A 19,934-nucleotide genomic window follows, 5' to 3' on the forward strand; every position below is an offset into this window, starting at 1 on the left:
AAGAGTTAATTACTTAAAAATCAAATGAGGAAGGTCTGGTCCAAAATCTGGACATCCCTTATGAGAGGTGGAGGAGAATAGTCCTTAAAAGCGGTGTCTTTACTTTCTGAGGAAGTAAATAAATTTATATAGGAATAAATAAAAGATGCAACAAAAATCTGTTGTTCTTTTTCCAATTTATCAAAGGTAATCTTTAAAGTGTCCTGACCTTCAACAAGTATTTGCTCATCGCTACAACAATTTTTCTTAGTAATGTCACAGTCAGATGAAGGGGAAGTTTTTTGTACTTCCATACCACAGGTTTCGGCTGCGCCAAACACAGAAGAATCAACTAAAATATCTCCACAATAATGACTCTCAACAGTAAAAGACAAAGTTGAGAACAACACTAAAAGTGCCATACTAAAAGATGATATTTTGTAGAAAATCTTTTTCATTAATTCTACAAAGCTATAAAATTTTTTATTAGAGTAAACTTATTTAACAAATAATTTAGAATACACTTTTAGCATTTTACTTCGCCCAATTCTGTTTAGATTATAAACTGTTGAGTATAAAAAGCTTCGATATTATTATTAAGAATTATTCTAAATAATGTTGGATTTTCAAAAACAGCATACTACATTTGCCTTCTATTTAAAATCATTCTAAATAATTTATAGCAAATGAGAACTCTATTTTTCTTACTATTTATCTTACAACTTACAGTCCTATGTGCACAAACCAATCCTCAGAAAGAGGATTCTCTCCAACAAAAAACGGAACGCTTAAAAGAGGTCATTATTTCTGCCAACACCATACTGGGAAGTAAATTTGAGATTAAAAACAAAACGGGTTCTGCGAACTATATTTCCGAAGAGGATTTAAAAAAATTTTCATATACAAATATCAATAGGGTATTACAAACGGTTCCAGGAATTAATATTTCCGAAGAGGATGGTTTTGGACTACGTCCAAATATAAGTTTGCGAGGTACATCGCCTGAGCGTAGTGCAAAAATTAATTTGATGGAAGATGGTGTTCTCATTGCCCCTGCACCCTACAGCGCACCTGCCGCCTATTATTTTCCTACCATTGGGCGAATGCAGGCCATCGAAGTCTTAAAAGGAAGCAGTCAAATTCAATATGGACCAAATACCACTGGCGGTGCCATTAATATGATATCGTCCCGAATTCCGGACAAATTTTCTGGACGAGCTTCCATTGCCGCAGGGAATTATGATTCCAGAAACACTCAATTAGTCATTGGTGATAGCTATAAAAATTTTGGGTTTGTAACAGATTATTTTAATTATAATTCTGATGGTTTTAAAAATCTTGATGGCGGTGGCAATACAGGATTTGATAAATCTGATTATTTGGCGAAGTTTAGGGTCAACTCAAATTTAGATGCAAAAATGTATCAGTCACTAACATTTAAAATCCAGTATTCTGAAGAAGAAGCGAACGAAACTTACTTGGGATTGACCGATGAAGATTTTGTAGAAAACCCTTATAGAAGATACAGGGCATCATCCGAGGATGTTATGAATGCCGAACATCAACAATACCAACTTACCCATTTTATACAAGTCTCCCCTTCGTTAAATATAAGTACTACCGGCTACCTCAATAAATTCAAGCGTAATTGGTACAAATTGGACGATGTAAATTTAGGCGAAAGGGTGAGTATTAGTAATATCCTGTCCGCACCACAGGATTACCCCTTAGAATACCAAACCATTTTAGGAAATGAAAACACCCAAGACGATGTTATGGGAATAAAGGCAAATAATAGAGTATATACTTCAAATGGTGTTCAGTCCATTGCCAAATTACGATGGGGTTCGGATTGGTTACAAACCCTGGAAGTGGGAATACGTTACCACGAAGATGACGAGGACAGATTTCAGTGGGTGGACAGGTACGCATTTCAAAACCAAGAATTAATACGAACCACGGTGGCCGAAAAAGGTACTGACGCTAATCGTATAAGCAGTGCAAAAGCATTGGCGGCGCACCTCTTGTACACCCTTAAAATTGAGAACCTCACCTTAACACCTGGCTTGCGCTATGAAAATATTACATTAACACGAATGGATTATGGTACTGACGACCCAAACAGAACTGGTCAGGATTTAGCTATTCGCGAGAACAATGTAAATGTGTGGATTCCAGGCATAGGTGCGAATTACAGATTCAATAACTATATATCGGTCTTCGGTGGGGTACATAAAGGGTTTTCGCCACCAAGTAATACACCGGAACAAAATGCCGAAAAAAGCATTAATTATGAGTTGGGTTCTCGATTTGGCTTTAAAGGTTTTTCAGGGGAACTTGTCGGGTTCTACAATGATTATCAAAATCTGTTGGGAAGTGATTTGGCTGCAACAGGTGGCACAGGAAGCCTCGACCAGTTTAATGCAGGTGAAGTTCGTGTAAGTGGCCTTGAGCTTTTGCTAAATTACAATTTGCTATACAATACATCAGAGAAATTTAAACTTCCTCTATCGATTTCCTATACGCTTACCGATACCGAATTCCTGACCAGTTTTGACAGTAACGAAGATATCTATGGGGTGGTTACCAAAGGGGATGAAATACCATACATTGCAAAAAACCAATTAAATGCAACATTAGGGCTACAGCATAAGAAATTTGAAGTAAACCTAAATTCACGCTATAAAGGTGCATTTAGAACCAAGGCTGGTTCTGGGCCTATTCCAGAAAATTTCAAAGTAGATTCTAACTTTATCGTTGACTTATCTGCACATTATTTCCTTAATGAAAATTTTACATTATCAACTAACGTGATAAACCTATTTGATACAGAATATGCGGTATCTCGTGTACCAGCAGGATTACGACCTGGTCATCCTTTTGGGTTTAATTTTGCCGTCGGATATGAATTTTGAGAAAAATTTAATTGGATGACAAAAGTCATATTTTTGTTCAACGTTTAAAATTACTTTTGTAAAGTGCCTTTTATGTTTTTTAATAGCTAAATACTTAGCATAAAAAGCTTTAGGAATACTTTCTTTAATTGAACAAATTTTTGATTGTTAAACAAAATTTATTAACTTTACAATGTGAAAACATTTTTTACTAAAATATTGTCTTTCTTTTTAGCAGTTTTAATACTGTTTTCTACCTCTTCTTTTACGGTAGATATGCATTTTTGTTGTAATCAATTGGTAGATATAGCTGTTTGGAACAAAGCAAAAACCTGCACAGAAAAGGTTCAAAAGAAAGATTCACCGTTAAAGCAGTGCACTACGTTACAAGAAAAAGACTGTTGTAGTAATGAATCTTTTGTAAAAACTGGAAATGACACCATTAAAAAGGCTAATACAAAACTTGAGGCCGAAACTGTAATTTTCCTTAATACTTTTTTCTACGCTTACGTAAATTTATTTGAAGGGCTTGAAGAAAATATAGTTCCTTTTAAACAATATAGGCCGCCCTTGATATCCAAGGACATACAAACTCTTTACGAGACTTACTTAATTTGATTTTCTTCCTTGCAGATTGAACATATCGATCTGTATCCTCTATCATAGCCAAAGAACATCTTCTGGCTAAATTTTGCTGTGCCCAATTCTCAACAACACTATTAACCTTGTACTATTAAGAAAATTCAAATTATTTGCTAAAAATGTGGATGTTACGCAGCTCTATTTGATTTTAATGCAAGATGATAAATATCATATTTTGGTTCAACGTTTAAAATTACTTTTTTTAAGTGCCTAACAGCAATACATCAATTATTATGAAAGGACCCAAAGAATTTTGGATTAAGAATATGGTCTGTAGCCGCTGCTTAAAAGTTATTAAGCAAGAACTACAAGAATTGGGAGTAACTGTGCTTTCATTAGAATTAGGAAGGTTATTGGTAGAAGCACCAAAAAAAACCAGCAATGAAATTGTCGAAGCTGTTACAACTGTGCTTCACGCCAATGATTTTGAAATTGTACAAAAAGAAGAAGAAATGCTCGTAGAAAGAATGAAAGTCATTCTAATAGAACAATTGCAAGAGTTACCATTACATATTAAGGTAAAAACATCTGAACTATTAGCATCAAGACTTCATAAGGATTACAAGACATTGAGCAAATTGTTTTCAGCCAACGAACAGACCACTCTGGAAAAGTACTTTATCAAATTGAAGATAGAGAAGGTTAAAGAACTTATCCAACTTAAACAACATTCCTTTTCAGATATAGGATATTTATTGGACTACAGTAGTGTCAACCACCTGTCTAGACAGTTTAAGGAAGTGGTGGGAATGAGTATGACCGATTACAAAAACACAGGAAATTGGAAACGGAATTTCTATGATGAAATTATATAGATATCAACGAAAGTTATGCAGATGAAGTAGCATAAAAACAGATAGCTTTCGTGTTAATTATAATATTAAAAACCCTAAAGCCTGAACTCCCTAAGGCTTGTGTTGATAATCCCCCAATTACAACATAAGCCAGTTCAGGTCTTAAAAAGGCGAGGAATAAACATTAATTAAAACAAAAAACAATGAAAAATCACTGGTTATGGATGGTCCTCGGTTGCGGGCTTCCCTTGTTATTCATTTTTTTAGCACCATCCATTGGAATTGGAGGCGGGACCTGGCTTTTTACATTTATCATAATAATGTTCGCCATACACTTACTGATGCCAATGCAACACGGGAGCCATACGCACGGATTATCTGATGAGAACTTAAATAAGAAGAACAAAAAAGAGGATGAAAAAAGAGATCATCATCACTAAAGTTTAAGATATGAAACGAAAATTTCAAATTAATGGTATTAGTTGCGGCGGCTGCATTAGCAGGGTCAAAAAGACATTGGAAGAACATCCAAAGATTGAAAAGGCAGAAATTTTTCTGGCACCAAAAGGAGCTACAATCATCACTATGAAGGAAACGCTTTCAGTAGATGAATTACAAAAACAACTCAGCAACCTTGAGGGTTACACAATTGAAAAACTATAAAAGTAACTTAAAATCAAAAATTATGTTTTTTCACGACGGAAGTTTCGGAGGTATGCACCTGATATGGTGGATTATTTGGATGGCGTTTATCATTTGGATTTTCTTTATCCCAGCAGATATCCCTTATCAAAAAACAAAGAAGGACAGCCCACTGGATATTCTTAAAAACCGCTTTGCAAAAGGCGAAATATCCAAGGAAGAATTTGAGGAATCAAAAAAGATATTAAAATCAGACAACTAACTCAAAACTTTAAAATTATGTATCGATTAAACGTAAAAAAACTCGGATTTGCTTTCGGTCTTACGGCGGCACTAATTTACTTAGGCTGTATGATAGTTATGTCAACAGCAGGTCGAGAAGCCACTATCGATTTTTTCAACAGCCTATTGCACGGTTTAGATACCACAAGCATTATCAGGATGGATGTGCCACTATGGGAAGCTGGTTTGGGAATAGTACAGATATTCATTTTAGGATGGCTAATAGGTGCCTGTATTGCGGCTTTTTATAATGCGCAAATAAAAGTCAAAAAATAAGAGAGTAAAATAAAATTTATGCAATATGTCTGGTTCATATGGTCTCTTATAATTCTTGCTCTTTGGGCAATAATCTATTTGTCAAAAAAGGGGTATAGAAAAGAAATGCTCAAAATGAGCCTTATTACGATGCCCTTTGGTTTAACAGAACCATTATTTGTACCAGAATATTGGATGCCGCCTTCCTTATTCCATTTAGCGGAAAGAACAGGTTTTGATATTGAGAGCCTTATCTTCTCTTTTGCCATTGGCGGAATAGGGACGGTATTGTATAATCTGATATTCAAAAAAGGCTATATAGATATGCCTCATACCGAACGGAGCCACCAAAGACATAAGCTACATATTTATATACTTTTTGTTCCAGCCATTGTATTCGTCATATTTAGTCTTTTCACCACGCTTAACCACATCTATTGTGGCATCATTGCAATGTTTTTTGGTGGTTTGGCAACATTGTACTGTCGCCCAGATTTAAAAGGAAAGATATGGGTTGGAGGAATCTTGTTTACCATACTGTACTTCATTTATTTCGGAAGCATCCTTCCGTTTTATCCGCAATATGTGGAGCTGTACTGGAATCTAGACAACCTGACCCATATTCTTGTTTTGGGAATCCCAATTGAAGAGTTACTGTTCGCTTTCACCTTTGGTATGTATTGGTCTGGATTATATGAACACTTGTATTGGAGAAAACTTATAAAATCGAAAGAAATGTCAACCAACTAAAACATTCAAATTATGAAAATATTATTGGCCATAGATGGTTCAGATTTCAGTAAAGTAGCCATTCACGAACTTATAAAAATGACCCTATCCTCAAATAGTGAAATTCATATTATAAATGTTTATGAACTTCCTAAAACAACCGGTCTGGGATTGCATACTATGGGCGGCAAGATAGGAAATTACATAGAAGAAATTAGAAGTAACGCTCAAAAATTGGGAAACAAAATCGTTTCAGAAGCTTTCGATAAAATCAAGGCCGAAAACAAGGCACTTACCATAACCACAAGTGTTGTTAGCGGACTGCCCAAAAGTACTATTAATGAAAAAGCAGAAAATTGGGGTGCAGATTTAATTGTAGTAGGCTCTCAGGGTCACGGTGCTTTTTCTCGCTTAGTATTGGGCTCAGTATCACAATATTTAACCACAAATGCCAAATGTTCAGTACTGATTGCAAGAGATAGAAATAAAAAATGAAAGAAAAGCAAACACATAGCATTACGTTGGAATCCACCTGTAAGATAACAGATGAGATATGTCTTCCCGATACTAAATTACCTCGTGTGGTTATCGTTGGTGGAGGATTTGCAGGTTTGGCATTGGTTGAGAAACTGAAACACAAAGAAGTTCAAGTGGTTTTACTCGATAAAAATAACTTCCATCAGTTTCAGCCTTTATTATATCAAGTGGCAACGAGTGCCCTGGAGCCTGACAGTATTGTATTTCCATTCAGAAAACAAATCAATGGCTATAAAAATGTTTTCTTTCGTTTGGCTGAAGTTGAGGAAATTCAACCTGATTCAAATACTATATTGACCAATAAGGGAAGTGTTTCTTATGACTATTTAGTGTTGGCTACTGGCACGACCACCAATTTCTTCGGGATGGATTCTGTGGCCGAAAATAGTTTGGGGATGAAGGATATTCGCGATTCCCTCAACATCCGTCATATGATGTTGCAAAATTTGGAACAGGCAGCTATTACTTGTGATGATAAAGAACGCGACACGCTGACAAATTTTGTAATAGTAGGTGGTGGTCCAGCAGGCGTAGAAATGGCAGGAGCTTTGGCAGAGTTTTGCAAATACATCCTTCCCAAAGATTACCCAGAGTACCCTTCTTCCATTATGAATATTTATCTAATAGAAGCCATTGATGAGTTGTTAGGCACAATGTCAGACAAGGCATCATCGAAAACCCTCAAATATTTAGAGGATTTGAATGTAAAGGTATTATTAAATGAAGCTGTAAGCAATTATGACGGCAACGAAGTCACTACCAAAAGTGGTAAGACCATTTTGGCTAAAAATCTTATCTGGACGGCTGGCGTAAAAGGACAATTCCCAAATGGTATTGATGGAAAACATGTAGTCAGAGGCAACCGTATTAAAACCAATGCCAATTTAAAAGTAGAAGGCTACGAAAATATTTTTGCCATAGGTGATATCGCAGCACTCATTTCCAAAGAAACCCCAAAAGGACATCCACAAGTAGCACAGACCGCTATTCAACAAGGTAAATACCTGGGCGATTCGATATTAAATATCATAAATAACAAATCCATAAAACCTTTCAAATATAAAGATAAAGGTTCCTTAGCAACCGTAGGTAAACGCAAGGCAGTTGCCGATTTGGGCAAATTTAAATTTGCAGGCTATTTCGCCTGGTTGCTGTGGTCCGTTGTTCACTTGATGTCCATAAGTGGATTTAGAAATAGATTGATGGTTGGTTTTAATTGGGCGGTAAGTTATTTCACTTATGAAAAGAGCAACCGCCTGATTATTAGAAACTTTAAACCGAAATCTTCGGTTAAAAACAGAACAAAATAATTTTGAAATGAAAAACACCACAGATAAAAATAATAAGCTTTCCCTAATAGGTTCCATATCTCTTGGTACAGGCGTAATGATTGGTGCTGGCATATTTGTCCTTATGGGGCAAATAGCAGAGTTGGTGGGTGATCTATTTCCCATTGCATTTATTGCAGGTGCTGTTGTGGTGGGTTTTAGCTCATATTCCTATGTCAAGTTTTCAAATGCTTTTCCATCGTCTGGAGGTGTGGTTAAATTCCTTAACAAATCCTATGGACCTGGAACAACAACAGGGTTTTATTCTTTGCTGATGTACGTATCAATGGTAGTTTCCGAAAGTCTGGTGGCGGGCACTTTTGGAGCATATACGTTGAGACTATTTCCCGAGTCCTATGCAGGTTATGCCTCTACCCTGGGTGTTGGGCTAATTGTTGTTGCTTATATAGTGAACATCCTGGGCAATAAGGTTATTGGTGCCACCGCGACATTTACCGCTATTATAAAGGTAGTGGGAATAGCAATTTTAGCTACTGCCGGCCTTGCAATTTCAGGTTTTGCCGATATTACGGGAAACTATATTCCCAAAAATACTGAGACATTACCACAAGGCTTCGGATTTGTGGCCGCTTTGGCGTTATCTATCCTTGCTTATAAAGGCTTTACCACTATCACGAACCAAGGGGGCGATATTAAAAACCCGCATAAAAATCTTGGTAGGTCTATCGTGTTTTCCATACTTATCTGCACACTGATATATGTAGCCCTGGCATTAGCTGTTGCGGGAGGTTTAAGCATTCCTGAAATAATCGAAGCTAAAGATTATGCCCTTGCAGCCGCCGCAAAACCTGTTTTTGGGGAATGGGGTTCCTGGATTACCATTGGCATTGCCATTATTGCCACGGTTTCTGGGGTCATTGCCAGTATCTTTTCCTCTTCACGCTTGTTGGCAATGCTCAGCAATATGAAACAGGTGCCTTCTTTAACCAAACTTGGTAGCTTAAAAAATCCAGCACTAGTATTCACGTCTTCCCTCGCCATTTTACTGACCGTGCTTTTCGATTTGACAAGGATAGCATCCATTGGGGCTATTTTTTACCTTATTATGGATATCGCTATCCATTGGGGGCTGTTCCGCAATCTTAGAAAAGAAGTGGATTTTAAACCAATTATCCCCGTGATTGCCATTATACTGGATGTTGCAGTACTCTCGGCCTTTATTTATATAAAATATCTGAACGATCCTTTGGTTCTTATTGTCGCGGTAATTGGGATTGTTCTAATACTTGTGGCGGAACGCCTTTTTATGATTTCACATACAGACGATGAAGGTAATATGCCGATGGGAATGAAGAATACAAGTGACAAAAACAAAAAAACATAATTAATTAAAAACAATTTATATGAAAAATGTAGCAGTTATAGGATACGGAGTCATTGGAAAAAGGGTGGCAGATGCCATCAACTTACAAAACGATATGAAGCTTTCGGGAGTTTGCGATATCATTAGCGACTGGCGCATTCAAAATGCCGTAAGAAAGGAGTATGATATTTATGCAGCAACTAAAGATGCTGCTGATAAAATGAAATCTGAAGGGATTTCGGTAAAAGGCGATATGCAGGAACTTTTAAAGAAATCAGACCTTGTAGTGGACTGTACACCCAAAAAAATTGCCGCTCAGAATGTCGTTATCTACAAGGAGCAAAACATCAAATTTATTCTACACGGTGGCGAAAAACACGAAACCACAGGGCATTCCTTTAGTGCAGAAAATAATTACAAATCCGCTCTAAACTTGAATGCGACAAGAGTAGTTTCTTGTAATACTACGTCTATTTTAAGAACCTTGACCGCTTTAAAAAGAGCCGATTTATTGGATTATGCCAGAGGTACACTTTTAAGAAGAGCTACAGACCCTTGGGAAAGTCATTTAGGTGGTATTATGAATACGATGGTTCCCGAAAAAGATATCCCAAGCCATCAAGGTCCAGATGCTAAAAGTGTTGACCCAGAACTGGATGTCATCACCGCAGCGGTAAAAGTACCCGAAACATTGAGCCATATGCACTACTGGAATGTGAAATTGAAAAAGCAGGCGACAAAGGAAGAAGTGCTAAATGCTTTCAAAACTTCAAGTCGTATTAAACTAATTCGATATGACCAAGGCTTGGTTTCTAACAACACCATTAAAGAAATGTTTCTGGATATGGGAAGACCTTGGGGCGATATGTATGAAGTTGCGCTGTGGGAAGATATGCTCAAAGTACAGGGAGATGAACTTTTTTATGCCTATGTAGTCGATAACCAAGCTATTGTAATCCCGGAAACAATTGATGCTATTAGGGCATTAACTGGAATTGAAACAGATGGTACAAAATCCATAGCCAAAACAAATGAAAGTTTAGGAATCCATTAAATACTATCAAGATGAAAACAGACAAGAATATAGTAGAACTTTTAGGAGAAAAAGCAGACTTCTATTTAGAACACGTTTGTGAAAAAATAACAAAAGATGAGTTACAAACACCAAGCACAAATAGTATAGACAAGGTGTTTGGCAATAGCAACAGAAATTCACAGGTACTTCGTAGCCTTTCCCAATTATACAATCACGGAAATCTGGCAGGAACTGGTTATTTAAGTATCCTTCCTGTTGACCAAGGTATTGAGCATAGCGCGGCCTTTTCATTCTATAAAAACCCAGATTATTTTGACCCAGAGAACATCATAAAACTTGCTATGGAAGCTGGTTGCAATGGTGTGGCTTCCACCTTTGGGGTTTTAGGATTAAACGCCCGAAAATATGCCCATAAAATCCCTTTTATCGTCAAGATTAACCATAACGAGCTACTTACCTATCCAAATAAATATGACCAAACATTATTTGGTAAGGTAAAAAATGCCTGGGATATGGGAGCAATTGCCGTAGGAGCTACGATTTATTTTGGTTCAGCAGAAAGCAACAGACAGCTAAAAGAAATAGCTGAAGCTTTTGAAGAAGCACACAATCTGGGAATGGCCACCATCTTATGGTGCTATACACGGAACGAGGCATTTAAAACCAACAAGGAAGATTATCACGCAGCTGCCGATGTAACTGGGCAGGCAAACCATTTGGGTGTTACTATTCAAGCAGACATCATCAAACAAAAATTACCTACCAATAATTTTGGTTTCAAAGAGATAGGATTTGGAAAATATGATGATGAAATGTATAAAACCCTTACCACAGAACATCCCATTGACCTTTGTCGATTACAAGTCGCCAATTGCTATATGGGCAAAATAGGATTGATCAATTCCGGCGGTGGCTCTAAAGGTGAATCAGATTTGACCGAAGCGGTAACAACAGCATTAATCAATAAAAGAGCTGGCGGCTCTGGATTGATTATGGGTCGAAAAGCATTTCAAAAGCCTTTTATTAGAGGGATTGAGTTACTGCACTCCGTCCAACAGGTATATCTGGAAGATAGTATAACCATAGCTTAATTATAACGAAAACAATTTAAAAACAATAAATCATGAAAAACATACTCGTACCAACAGACTTTTCAAAAAATTGCAATAAAGCAGAAGAACTCGGAATTGAAATGGCAAAGCTTTACAATTCCGAAATCCATTTTTTCCATTTGATGAAAACCCCCGTAAACTGGGTTGAGCTAGATAAGGAAAAAGAAAAAAGATATCCAGAAATAGTAAAGCAAATAGGCATCGCAAAAGCCTCCTTGAGAGAACTGGAGAAAAAAGCAGAACGACAAGGCCTTGAGTGCAGGACGTTCCTTGAGTTTGATGGCGGACAGGCAAATATACTTAAACACTCCGGTCATTTTCACCACGACTTTATTGTTACAGGAAGCAGCGGCACCCGAGGTGGAGTGCGCGAATTACTGGGAAGCAATGTAGAGAAAATTGTAAGAAAAGCCGATGTCCCTGTAATTGTGGTTAAGGATGAAAAAGTAACTTTTCCTTTTAATAATATTGTTTTTGTTTCAGATTTTCTTCAAGATGTAAGCGATGCATTTAAGCAGGTTATTTCGATTGCTGAAAAATGCGGTGCACATCTTCATTTATTGAGGGTTAATACTCAGACCGATTTTAACAGTATAGAACAAGGGTTGGATCCCATCAAGGAGTTCCTGAAAAAATTCCCCGATTTGGATAACTTCTCAATGAATGTATATAACGAACAAGACGTAGAAACAGGGATAAACAATTTTTTACGATATAAAAATGCCGATTTAATCGCAATGTGTACTCACGGACGTACAGGCTTTTTAACTTTATTCTCTAAAAGCATCGCAGAGGGTGTAACCAATCACTCCGAATTACCAGTAATGACTATTAAAATGTAACAATGAATAAATCAGTCTTAATAAAAAAATACTCTGGTGAGTACGAAGCCTTTGATGTAAACAAACTCATCAACTCCCTGCGGCGTTCACGGGCAGATGAGGATATTATTCAGGATATAGCCCGGAAAGTACAAGAGCAGATTGAAGAAGGAATGACAACCAAAAAAATCTATCAGTTGGCTTTCAAGATGCTAAAACGAAAATCTAGGGTAAGTGCCTCAAAGTACAAGCTCAAAAAAGCTTTAATGGAACTAGGTCCAACCGGTTTTCCATTTGAAAAGTTAGTAGGCAAACTATTGGCACACGAAGGATTTTCAACACAGGTTGGTGTCATAGTTCAAGGCAATTGCGTTCAGCACGAAGTGGATGTGATAGCGCAAAAAGGAAATAAACATTATATGATTGAATGTAAATACCATAGTGACCAAGGCAGGTTTTGCAATGTAAAAATCCCATTATATATCCATTCACGGTTTTTGGACGTGGAAAAGCAATGGAAACACCAAAAAGGTCACGAGGCTAAAATTCATAAAGGCGGGGTTTACACCAATACGCGTTTCACAACCGATGCCATTCAGTACGGGAAATGTGTTGGAATGCTTATGACCAGTTGGGATTATCCAAGAGGAAATGGTCTCAAGGACAGAATAGATAAATCGGGGCTACATCCCTTAACCGCTTTAACAACACTTACCAAAGCTGAAAAAACAAAATTATTGGATCAAGGCATCATACTCTGCAAGGAGCTACACGAAAGCCCGAAGCTCTTGGAAAAAATAGGAATTGATAATAAAAGACACAAAAAGATTTTAGAAGATTCAGAAAAATTATGTTCAGTACATCAATAAAAACAATGCAACAATCAATAATTCTAAATAAAAAATCAAATGAAAAAAGAAGATTCACAACAACAGAATCAATTAGATTTTGAGCCGTTTTACGAAGCTCTCGAAGAGGACCCGAAATTGCTTGACGAGGCCATAGAAATTCTATTGGATATGGTTGAGTTAGAAACTAACTCTATTAAGAAGGTAGCACTTTATATTAAAGAGGATTCACGAAATCTATATAATGAGATAACAAAATTATATAAATCGAGCCAAAACCAAAGCAATACACCGTCCTGCTGTGGAGGACACTAAATAAATGCTATAAAGATGGATAACAATAAAATAAATATTCACTTTTTAGGTGCAGCAGGTACGGTAACCGGCTCAAAATATTTAGTGGACACAGGAGATAGAAAGATACTCATAGACTGCGGTCTTTTTCAAGGGCTAAAGGAATTACGCCTTAAAAACTGGGAGTATCCACCCGTTAATGTTGCTGATATTGACGCTGTTTTGCTTACCCACGGCCATATGGACCATACAGGATATTTGCCGAGATTGGTAAAGCAAGGTTTCAAAGGGCCCATTTACGGCACCAATCCCACCTTGGACATCGCAAAAATCATATTGAATGATAGTGCCAAAATACAAGAACAGGAAGCCGAACGTGCCAATAAAGAGGGCTATTCCAAACATAATCCTGCTGAACCACTTTACGATTTAAATGATGTAGAAAAAACAATCCCTTACTTCAAAGGAGTACCACCCTCGCAATGGTTACCCATTCTCAAAGATGTGAAAGCGAGGTTTCAATACAACGGACACATCCTTGGTGCCACATACATTGAGTTAGATTTACGCGGAAAACGTTTTGTGTTTTCTGGCGATATAGGCAGAACAAACGATTTATTACTGTTTCCACCCTTAAAGCCAAAAAAGGCAGATGTATTATTTATTGAATCCACCTACGGAGGAAGATTTCATCCTGATGAAGTAGAAGTACTTCCACAAATTGAAAAATTGGTCAATGAAACCATTAATAGAGGTGGCAGCTTATTTGTCCCAAGTTTTTCGGTAGAACGCGCCCAATTGATGATGCTGATTTTTTGGAGGTTACTCAAGGAGAACAAAATCCCCAAAGTACAAATGATTATGGATAGTCCAATGGGGGCCAACGTATTGGAACTGTTTCATAGAACTCGGGACTGGCACAGACTAGATGAGAATGAATGTGATGAAATGTGTTCACATTTTACGGTCGTAAGCAGTTATCGGGAAACTATGGAATTACGAACCGATAACAAACCAAAAATCGTGATTGCAGGAAGCGGAATGCTCACAGGCGGAAGAATGCTAAACTACCTTGAAACCCAAGCACAAAATTCAAACAACACTTTGCTCTTTGTGGGTTATCAAGCTGAAGGTACGCGAGGCAGAAAATTATTGGAAGGCGATAAGGAATTGAAAGTGTATGGAAAATGGGTGCCCTTTGATATGGAAGTTGCAGAAATTGAAGGGCTTTCGGCACACGCAGACCACGCAGAACTTATGGACTGGATGGATAAGATAAAAAACAAACCCGAACGCATTTTCATAGTACACGGTGAAAAAGAAAGTGCGGAAGCATTGCAGAAAGGAATTAAAGAAACTTATCAATGGGATTCGGAAATCCCACAGCTATATAGTATAGAAAATGTATAATTTGTTAATCATATAAAAATGCAAACCAAAAAAGCAAGCACGAACTGGCAAGTGATTACCGGCGGACCTAGTACTGGAAAAACCACTGTAATTAATATGCTGGCTGAGAGAGGTTATAAAACAACCATTGAGCATGCAAGGCACTATATAGACACCATGCGTACTGAAGGTCAAACGGTTGAAGAATTAAGAAGTAATCGTAAGAAATTTCAAATAGGGGTCTTGGATATGCAAATAGAACAAGAAGCTTCCATATTGCCCCAAGACTTGGTTTTCTTAGATAGGGCCATTCCAGATGCTATGGCATACTATCAATTTTTAAAGCTTGATTATGATGAGAAGCTGCTCACCGCAGTTAAAAACACTTCCTATAAAAAAATATTCATTTTAGACCGATTACCATTCACCAAAGATTATGCCCGTACTGAGGATGAAGAGGCTCAAAAGAAAATACACCAATTAATAATAGATGTTTACACTTCCTTGGGATTTCCAATTGTTTCTGTTCCAGTTTTGCCACCAACTGAACGGGTAGAATTTATTTTAAAAAACATAGAATAGCATACACGATCAAGTATCTAAATGTAATTTATAAAGAAAATGTTTAGAAAATTCAATAGAAAATATCCTACAACATATAGCACAGCTATGATGTTCACGGCAGCATTGTTCTATTTTATTTTGGGCTGTACAGGTATAAATGCTCAAAACGAAATGCTCATTGGGCAGATTTCAGGCAGAGTTGTTATTCGGGAAAACTTTGATAAAGAAGGTGTTTTTCTCAATAAACAAACTTTTGAAGCTGGAGAAACAATAAAGGAAAATGGATATTATGAAATAAAGGTAGTTACAGAATTGTTTGACAAAAACAAACAATCAACCGATAAATACACTACTACCTACCGTTGTGAGCCAGATGACGCCAATGTAATGATAATGGCTTTTCCGTTTTCCAAGCCAAAATCAAAAGAAACCGAAATTAATACCATTTCTGAAAATTTTAAAAAGCTCTACGATTTACAAAACTTGAAAGATATTAAATTGGAAATGAGTTTTGACTCGGGCTTGTTAAACTTTTTTGGTTCCAAAAGCATCATAAAAATTTATGACCGAAAATTAGAGGATGGGAAAAACACTATAAAATCAAAAATTAATATTAAAGCCTATGCCTGGGGAATTCGCATTAAGCAACTCAATTATACCGTTATCGAAAAATTAAATGAAAAAGGTTTATTGACTTTTCAGAAATTTTCAGAAGCAGATAACAGCTATTTTACAATAAACTATAAATAAAGACAGATGAAAAATTACGATACACTTTCTGAAGCCATAAACGATTTAAAGGGAAATGGCTATACATATGATTTTAACCTAAAACCAGAATGTTTGGAGTGTGCCTCACTAAAAATTGAAATACACCCAGAAGATTTTAATGTTGACGAGATGCATCGTTTTGAGGGTATGAGCAGTACCGACGATAATAGTGTGCTTTATGCTATTTCATCAAAAAATGGGATTAAAGGACTTTTGGTAGATGCCTATGGCGTCTATGCCGAAAACATTTCGGAAGCTATGAGAAAAAAATTACGATAACACTTAAACAAGACAATAATGGAAAATCACGAACACCACAATCACGATGAAATGGACCATTCTAAAATGGACCATTCGAAGATGAAACACAAAAAAGAAGACCATTCTAAAATGAACCACAAAGGTGGAGACCATTCTGGCCACAATCCAGGGCACGGAGAACACGGGCACGACCATCATAAAATGATGATTGCCGATTTTAGAAAACGGTTTTGGGTAACCCTTGTACTTACTATTCCCATACTGTTCTTCTCGCCGATGATTCAGGACTTTTTTGGATATGAGTTTTTGCTTCCCGGAAATCCATATATCCTTTTTGCACTTTCCACAATCGTATATTTCTATGGTGGTTGGCCATTTTTAAAAGGATTCTGGTCCGAAGTTAAAAAAGGTGCACCAGGGATGATGACCCTTATTTCTATGGCCATTACCGTGGCTTACGTTTATAGTTCGGCAACGGTGTTCGGCTTAGAAGGAGTTGATTTTTTCTGGGAATTGGCAACTCTTATTGCTATTATGTTGGTAGGCCATTGGATAGAGATGAAAAGCGTCCTGGGAGCCTCAAAGGCCTTACAGCTTTTGGTAAGTATGATGCCCGCAGAAGCCCATAAGGTAAAGGGTGATACCATAGAAGATATTCCGTTGGAAGATTTACTAAAAGATGATGTGATTTTGGTAAAACCAGGTGAAAAAGTTCCCGCTGATGGGATTATAGTAGACGGTTCAAGTTACCTAAATGAATCTATGCTTACAGGCGAATCCAAACCTGTAAAAAAAGATGAAAACGATAAGGTTATTGGTGGTTCGGTAAACGGTAATGGCAGCATAAAGGTAAAGGTAGAGCATACAGGAAAGGACAGTTATCTCAACAAGGTAATCACAATGGTCGAAGAAGCGCAAAAAACCAAATCAAAAATGCAAAACCTCTCGGATAGAGCTGCAAAATGGCTTACCTATATCGCATTAGGTATTGGTTTTGGAACATTAGCGGTATGGCTGATTTTAGGCTTTCCATTTGTCTATGCTTTAGAAAGAATGGTTACCGTTATGGTCATTGCTTGTCCACACGCATTAGGTCTTGCCATACCACTTGTGGTTGCTATTTCTACTGCTGTTTCAGCTCAAAACGGGTTATTAATTCGAAATAGGACAGCTTTTGAAGAATCCCGAAAAATATCAGCTTTATTGTTTGATAAAACGGGAACATTGACCAAAGGCGATTTTGGCGTTACTCGAATTGAGTCTGTTAGCGAAACTTATTCATCTGAAGAAATTTTAAGGCTTTCGAGTGCATTGGAACAAAGTTCGGAACATCCTATCGCCGTAGGTATTATTAAAAAAGTCAAAGAAGATAATATGACCATCCCAAAGCCTGAAAACTTTAATGCAATTACAGGTAAAGGCGTTGAGGCCAATGTAGAAGGTAAGCAAGTAAAAGTGGTTAGTCCTGGTTTTTTAAGGGATGAAAAAATCACTATTCCCGAAGACGCATACAGTGATGCCGCTGAAACAGTTGTTTTTGTCTTGATTGATGGAAAACTGGCAGGATACATAGCATTGGCGGACGAAATTAGACCGGAATCTGCCGAGGCTATAAAAGTCTTTAAAAAGAATAATATAAAAGTTTTAATGGCTACCGGTGATAATGAAAGAACTGCCAAAGCTGTTAGCGATAAACTCGGCTTGGATGGATACTACGCCGAAGTTTTGCCACATCAAAAAGTGGAAATAGTAAAAGAATTGGAAAGTAAGGGAGAGTTTGTGGCAATGACAGGAGACGGCGTGAACGATGCGCCTGCACTTGCAAAAGCTGATGTTGGTATTGCCGTTGGTTCAGGTACTGACGTTGCCGCCGAAACAGCAGATATCATTCTGGTCAACAGTAACCCACAGGATATTGCCAACTTAATTCTCTTTGGAAAAGCCACCTACAATAAAATGATTCAGAATTTGATTTGGGCTACAGGATATAATGTAGTGGCTATTCCTTTAGCAGCCGGTGTATTATATTCTTCAGGCTTTGTTTTAGGACCTGCCGTTGGAGCTGTATTTATGAGTTTGAGCACCATTATAGTGGCCATTAATGCACAATTGTTAAAAAGAAAAATCGGTAAAAAATAAATGGAAAGAAAAGAAAAACTCAACAGGATATTTTTAATCCTGTTGAGTTTATTTGTAGTGATGTTAGGCTATGGTATTTTATTGCCAACCCTTCCTTACTATACCGAAAGGCTTGCTTTAGGAGCTAACCTCGATACTGATTCGATCAATTTTCATATTGGACTGCTTACAAGCATTTATCCATTATTTCAATTAATTTTTGTTGTGGTATGGGGAAAGCTTTCAGATAGATATGGACGTAAACCAATTATATTAATCGGTCTAATTGGGTTTGTTATAATGCAATTGCTTACTGGTCTAGCAACATCTTTGACAATGCTATATATTGCTCGAATATTTGGAGGTATTTTTACGTCTTCAGTTATTCCTGTTAGCAACGCATATTTAAGCGACATTACTTCAGAAAAACGGAGAACCAAAATAATGGCCTGGTCTGGTGTTGCTATTAGCTCTGGTGTTATTTTTGGCCCTGTTTTAGGCAGTTTTCTATCCCAAACTAACCTACACTTTAAATATTCGTTTTGGATATTACATCTGGACCGGTTCTCAGTTCCTTTTATTTTGGTTGCACTTTTAGGTTTTACTGTATTGGTTATTTTGATTAAATCGTTTAGGAATACAAAACCGGTTAGCAGGTTTGTTTCAGGAAAACAAAAATTAAATTTTAGTTTTAGTAGGTTCTTTATTGTCCTATTACTGCTCTCTTTTGTTATGCAGTTTGTAGTGACCCTCTTTGAAACGGTTTTTTCAATTTATGGAAAAAATCAGTTGCTATTTTCAAGTAATCAGATAGGAATTGGTTTTATGGTCTGTGGGATAGTAATGGCTGTATTACAGCCAGTATTTGCAACCTATGGAGAGAAAATATTGACAGCAAAACAACAAATTGGAGCCGGATTGTTGATTTCAGGCATTTCACTAATCGCATTTCCTTTTTTCGGCAATGAAATTTATGTCTATGTACTGATTGTAACATTCGCCACTGGTGGAGCAATTGTAACCCCTAACCTACTTTCAGCCGTTTCCTTACTTTCAAAAGAAAAGGCGGGCAGTAATATTTCTGTACAGACCTCGGCAAACAGTGTCGGACAGATTTTAGGCCCGATCATCGGAACCTGGCTCATTGCCGGTGGGTTTTATTATCCCTTCATTATAGCCGGCATCATTATAATTACCTTTATTGGATTACTTTATTTTTATAAATCTTCCAATGACAAATACTCAAAAATCACTTATTGATAATTAAGAGAATTCCAAGAACTTATACAGCCCACTAAATTTATTAAATTATGA

General features: G+C 37.0%; 22 protein-coding genes. 21 read left to right on the forward strand and 1 reads right to left on the reverse strand.

Going from position 1 to position 19,934, the window contains the following annotated elements; translation table 11 throughout:
* Window positions 1-20: 20 nt before the first annotated feature.
* Entirely contained in the window at window positions 21-437 is a 417-nt protein-coding gene (locus EIG86_RS00760) for an HYC_CC_PP family protein (RefSeq protein ID WP_127844245.1), read from the reverse strand.
* Between the two features lie 228 nt (window positions 438-665).
* Between EIG86_RS00760 and EIG86_RS00765 the strand changes: the two genes are divergently transcribed.
* The 21 genes from EIG86_RS00765 (at window position 666) to EIG86_RS00870 (ending at window position 19,880) form a co-directional block, all read left to right on the forward strand.
* A complete protein-coding gene (locus EIG86_RS00765; RefSeq protein WP_127844246.1) occupies window positions 666-2,894 on the forward strand; it encodes a TonB-dependent receptor family protein in 2,229 nt (742 codons plus the stop codon).
* Between the two features lie 174 nt (window positions 2,895-3,068).
* Complete coding sequence (locus tag EIG86_RS00770) at window positions 3,069-3,491, forward strand: HYC_CC_PP family protein (RefSeq protein WP_127844247.1); 423 nt, start codon at window positions 3,069-3,071, stop codon at window positions 3,489-3,491.
* Between the two features lie 257 nt (window positions 3,492-3,748).
* Window positions 3,749-4,330, forward strand: coding sequence for a helix-turn-helix domain-containing protein (locus EIG86_RS00775; protein WP_127844248.1), 582 nt, complete (start codon window positions 3,749-3,751; stop codon window positions 4,328-4,330).
* Between the two features lie 429 nt (window positions 4,331-4,759).
* Window positions 4,760-4,972 (forward strand): heavy-metal-associated domain-containing protein, encoded by a 213-nt coding sequence (locus tag EIG86_RS00785; protein WP_027884438.1) that lies wholly within the window; start codon window positions 4,760-4,762, stop codon window positions 4,970-4,972.
* Window positions 4,973-4,994: 22 nt separating this feature from the next.
* Window positions 4,995-5,213 (forward strand): SHOCT domain-containing protein, encoded by a 219-nt coding sequence (locus tag EIG86_RS00790; protein WP_127844250.1) that lies wholly within the window; start codon window positions 4,995-4,997, stop codon window positions 5,211-5,213.
* A 17-nt stretch (window positions 5,214-5,230) separates the two neighbouring features.
* Window positions 5,231-5,509 carry a DUF5676 family membrane protein gene (locus tag EIG86_RS00795; RefSeq protein WP_041579015.1) on the forward strand — a complete coding sequence of 93 codons (279 nt, stop codon included), beginning with the start codon at window positions 5,231-5,233 and terminating at the stop codon, window positions 5,507-5,509.
* A 303-nt stretch (window positions 5,510-5,812) separates the two neighbouring features.
* Window positions 5,813-6,238 (forward strand): lycopene cyclase domain-containing protein, encoded by a 426-nt coding sequence (locus tag EIG86_RS14255; protein ID WP_240032149.1) that lies wholly within the window; start codon window positions 5,813-5,815, stop codon window positions 6,236-6,238.
* 12 nt (window positions 6,239-6,250) lie between these two features.
* Window positions 6,251-6,712, forward strand: coding sequence for a universal stress protein (locus EIG86_RS00805; protein WP_127844251.1), 462 nt, complete (start codon window positions 6,251-6,253; stop codon window positions 6,710-6,712).
* Window positions 6,709-8,064 carry an NAD(P)/FAD-dependent oxidoreductase gene (locus EIG86_RS00810; protein ID WP_127844252.1) on the forward strand — a complete coding sequence of 452 codons (1,356 nt, stop codon included), beginning with the start codon at window positions 6,709-6,711 and terminating at the stop codon, window positions 8,062-8,064. The genes EIG86_RS00805 and EIG86_RS00810 overlap by 4 nt, the downstream gene beginning before the upstream one ends.
* 7 nt (window positions 8,065-8,071) lie before the next feature.
* The gene (locus EIG86_RS00815) at window positions 8,072-9,427 is read left to right on the forward strand and encodes an APC family permease (RefSeq protein WP_127844253.1); all 1,356 of its coding nucleotides are present in this window, start codon (window positions 8,072-8,074) and stop codon (window positions 9,425-9,427) included.
* Between the two features lie 19 nt (window positions 9,428-9,446).
* A complete protein-coding gene (locus EIG86_RS00820; protein ID WP_127844254.1) occupies window positions 9,447-10,460 on the forward strand; it encodes a type II glyceraldehyde-3-phosphate dehydrogenase in 1,014 nt (337 codons plus the stop codon).
* A gap of 11 nt (window positions 10,461-10,471) precedes the next feature.
* Window positions 10,472-11,533: a class I fructose-bisphosphate aldolase gene (locus EIG86_RS00825; RefSeq protein WP_127844255.1), complete on the forward strand. Its 1,062-nt coding sequence runs from the start codon at window positions 10,472-10,474 to the stop codon at window positions 11,531-11,533.
* A 32-nt stretch (window positions 11,534-11,565) separates the two neighbouring features.
* Complete coding sequence (locus EIG86_RS00830; protein ID WP_127844256.1) at window positions 11,566-12,396, forward strand: universal stress protein; 831 nt, start codon at window positions 11,566-11,568, stop codon at window positions 12,394-12,396.
* 2 nt (window positions 12,397-12,398) lie between these two features.
* Window positions 12,399-13,244: an ATP cone domain-containing protein gene (locus EIG86_RS00835; RefSeq protein WP_127844257.1), complete on the forward strand. Its 846-nt coding sequence runs from the start codon at window positions 12,399-12,401 to the stop codon at window positions 13,242-13,244.
* Between the two features lie 39 nt (window positions 13,245-13,283).
* Window positions 13,284-13,538, forward strand: coding sequence for a hypothetical protein (locus tag EIG86_RS00840; protein WP_127844258.1), 255 nt, complete (start codon window positions 13,284-13,286; stop codon window positions 13,536-13,538).
* A 15-nt stretch (window positions 13,539-13,553) separates the two neighbouring features.
* Window positions 13,554-14,927, forward strand: coding sequence for an MBL fold metallo-hydrolase RNA specificity domain-containing protein (locus tag EIG86_RS00845; protein ID WP_127844259.1), 1,374 nt, complete (start codon window positions 13,554-13,556; stop codon window positions 14,925-14,927).
* An 18-nt stretch (window positions 14,928-14,945) separates the two neighbouring features.
* Window positions 14,946-15,488 carry an AAA family ATPase gene (locus tag EIG86_RS00850; protein WP_127844260.1) on the forward strand — a complete coding sequence of 181 codons (543 nt, stop codon included), beginning with the start codon at window positions 14,946-14,948 and terminating at the stop codon, window positions 15,486-15,488.
* A gap of 153 nt (window positions 15,489-15,641) precedes the next feature.
* Window positions 15,642-16,220 (forward strand): hypothetical protein, encoded by a 579-nt coding sequence (locus tag EIG86_RS00855; RefSeq protein ID WP_192901693.1) that lies wholly within the window; start codon window positions 15,642-15,644, stop codon window positions 16,218-16,220.
* A 6-nt stretch (window positions 16,221-16,226) separates the two neighbouring features.
* Window positions 16,227-16,520, forward strand: coding sequence for a phosphoribosylpyrophosphate synthetase (locus EIG86_RS00860; protein ID WP_127844261.1), 294 nt, complete (start codon window positions 16,227-16,229; stop codon window positions 16,518-16,520).
* Between the two features lie 18 nt (window positions 16,521-16,538).
* Window positions 16,539-18,641, forward strand: coding sequence for a copper-translocating P-type ATPase (locus tag EIG86_RS00865; protein WP_127844262.1), 2,103 nt, complete (start codon window positions 16,539-16,541; stop codon window positions 18,639-18,641).
* Window positions 18,642-19,880 carry an MFS transporter gene (locus EIG86_RS00870; protein ID WP_127844263.1) on the forward strand — a complete coding sequence of 413 codons (1,239 nt, stop codon included), beginning with the start codon at window positions 18,642-18,644 and terminating at the stop codon, window positions 19,878-19,880.
* The last annotated feature ends 54 nt before the right edge of the window (window positions 19,881-19,934 follow it).

Origin of the sequence: Psychroflexus aestuariivivens, from assembly GCF_004010055.1 — a bacterium.
In the GTDB taxonomy this organism is placed as follows: Bacteria; Bacteroidota; Bacteroidia; order Flavobacteriales; family Flavobacteriaceae; genus Psychroflexus; species Psychroflexus aestuariivivens.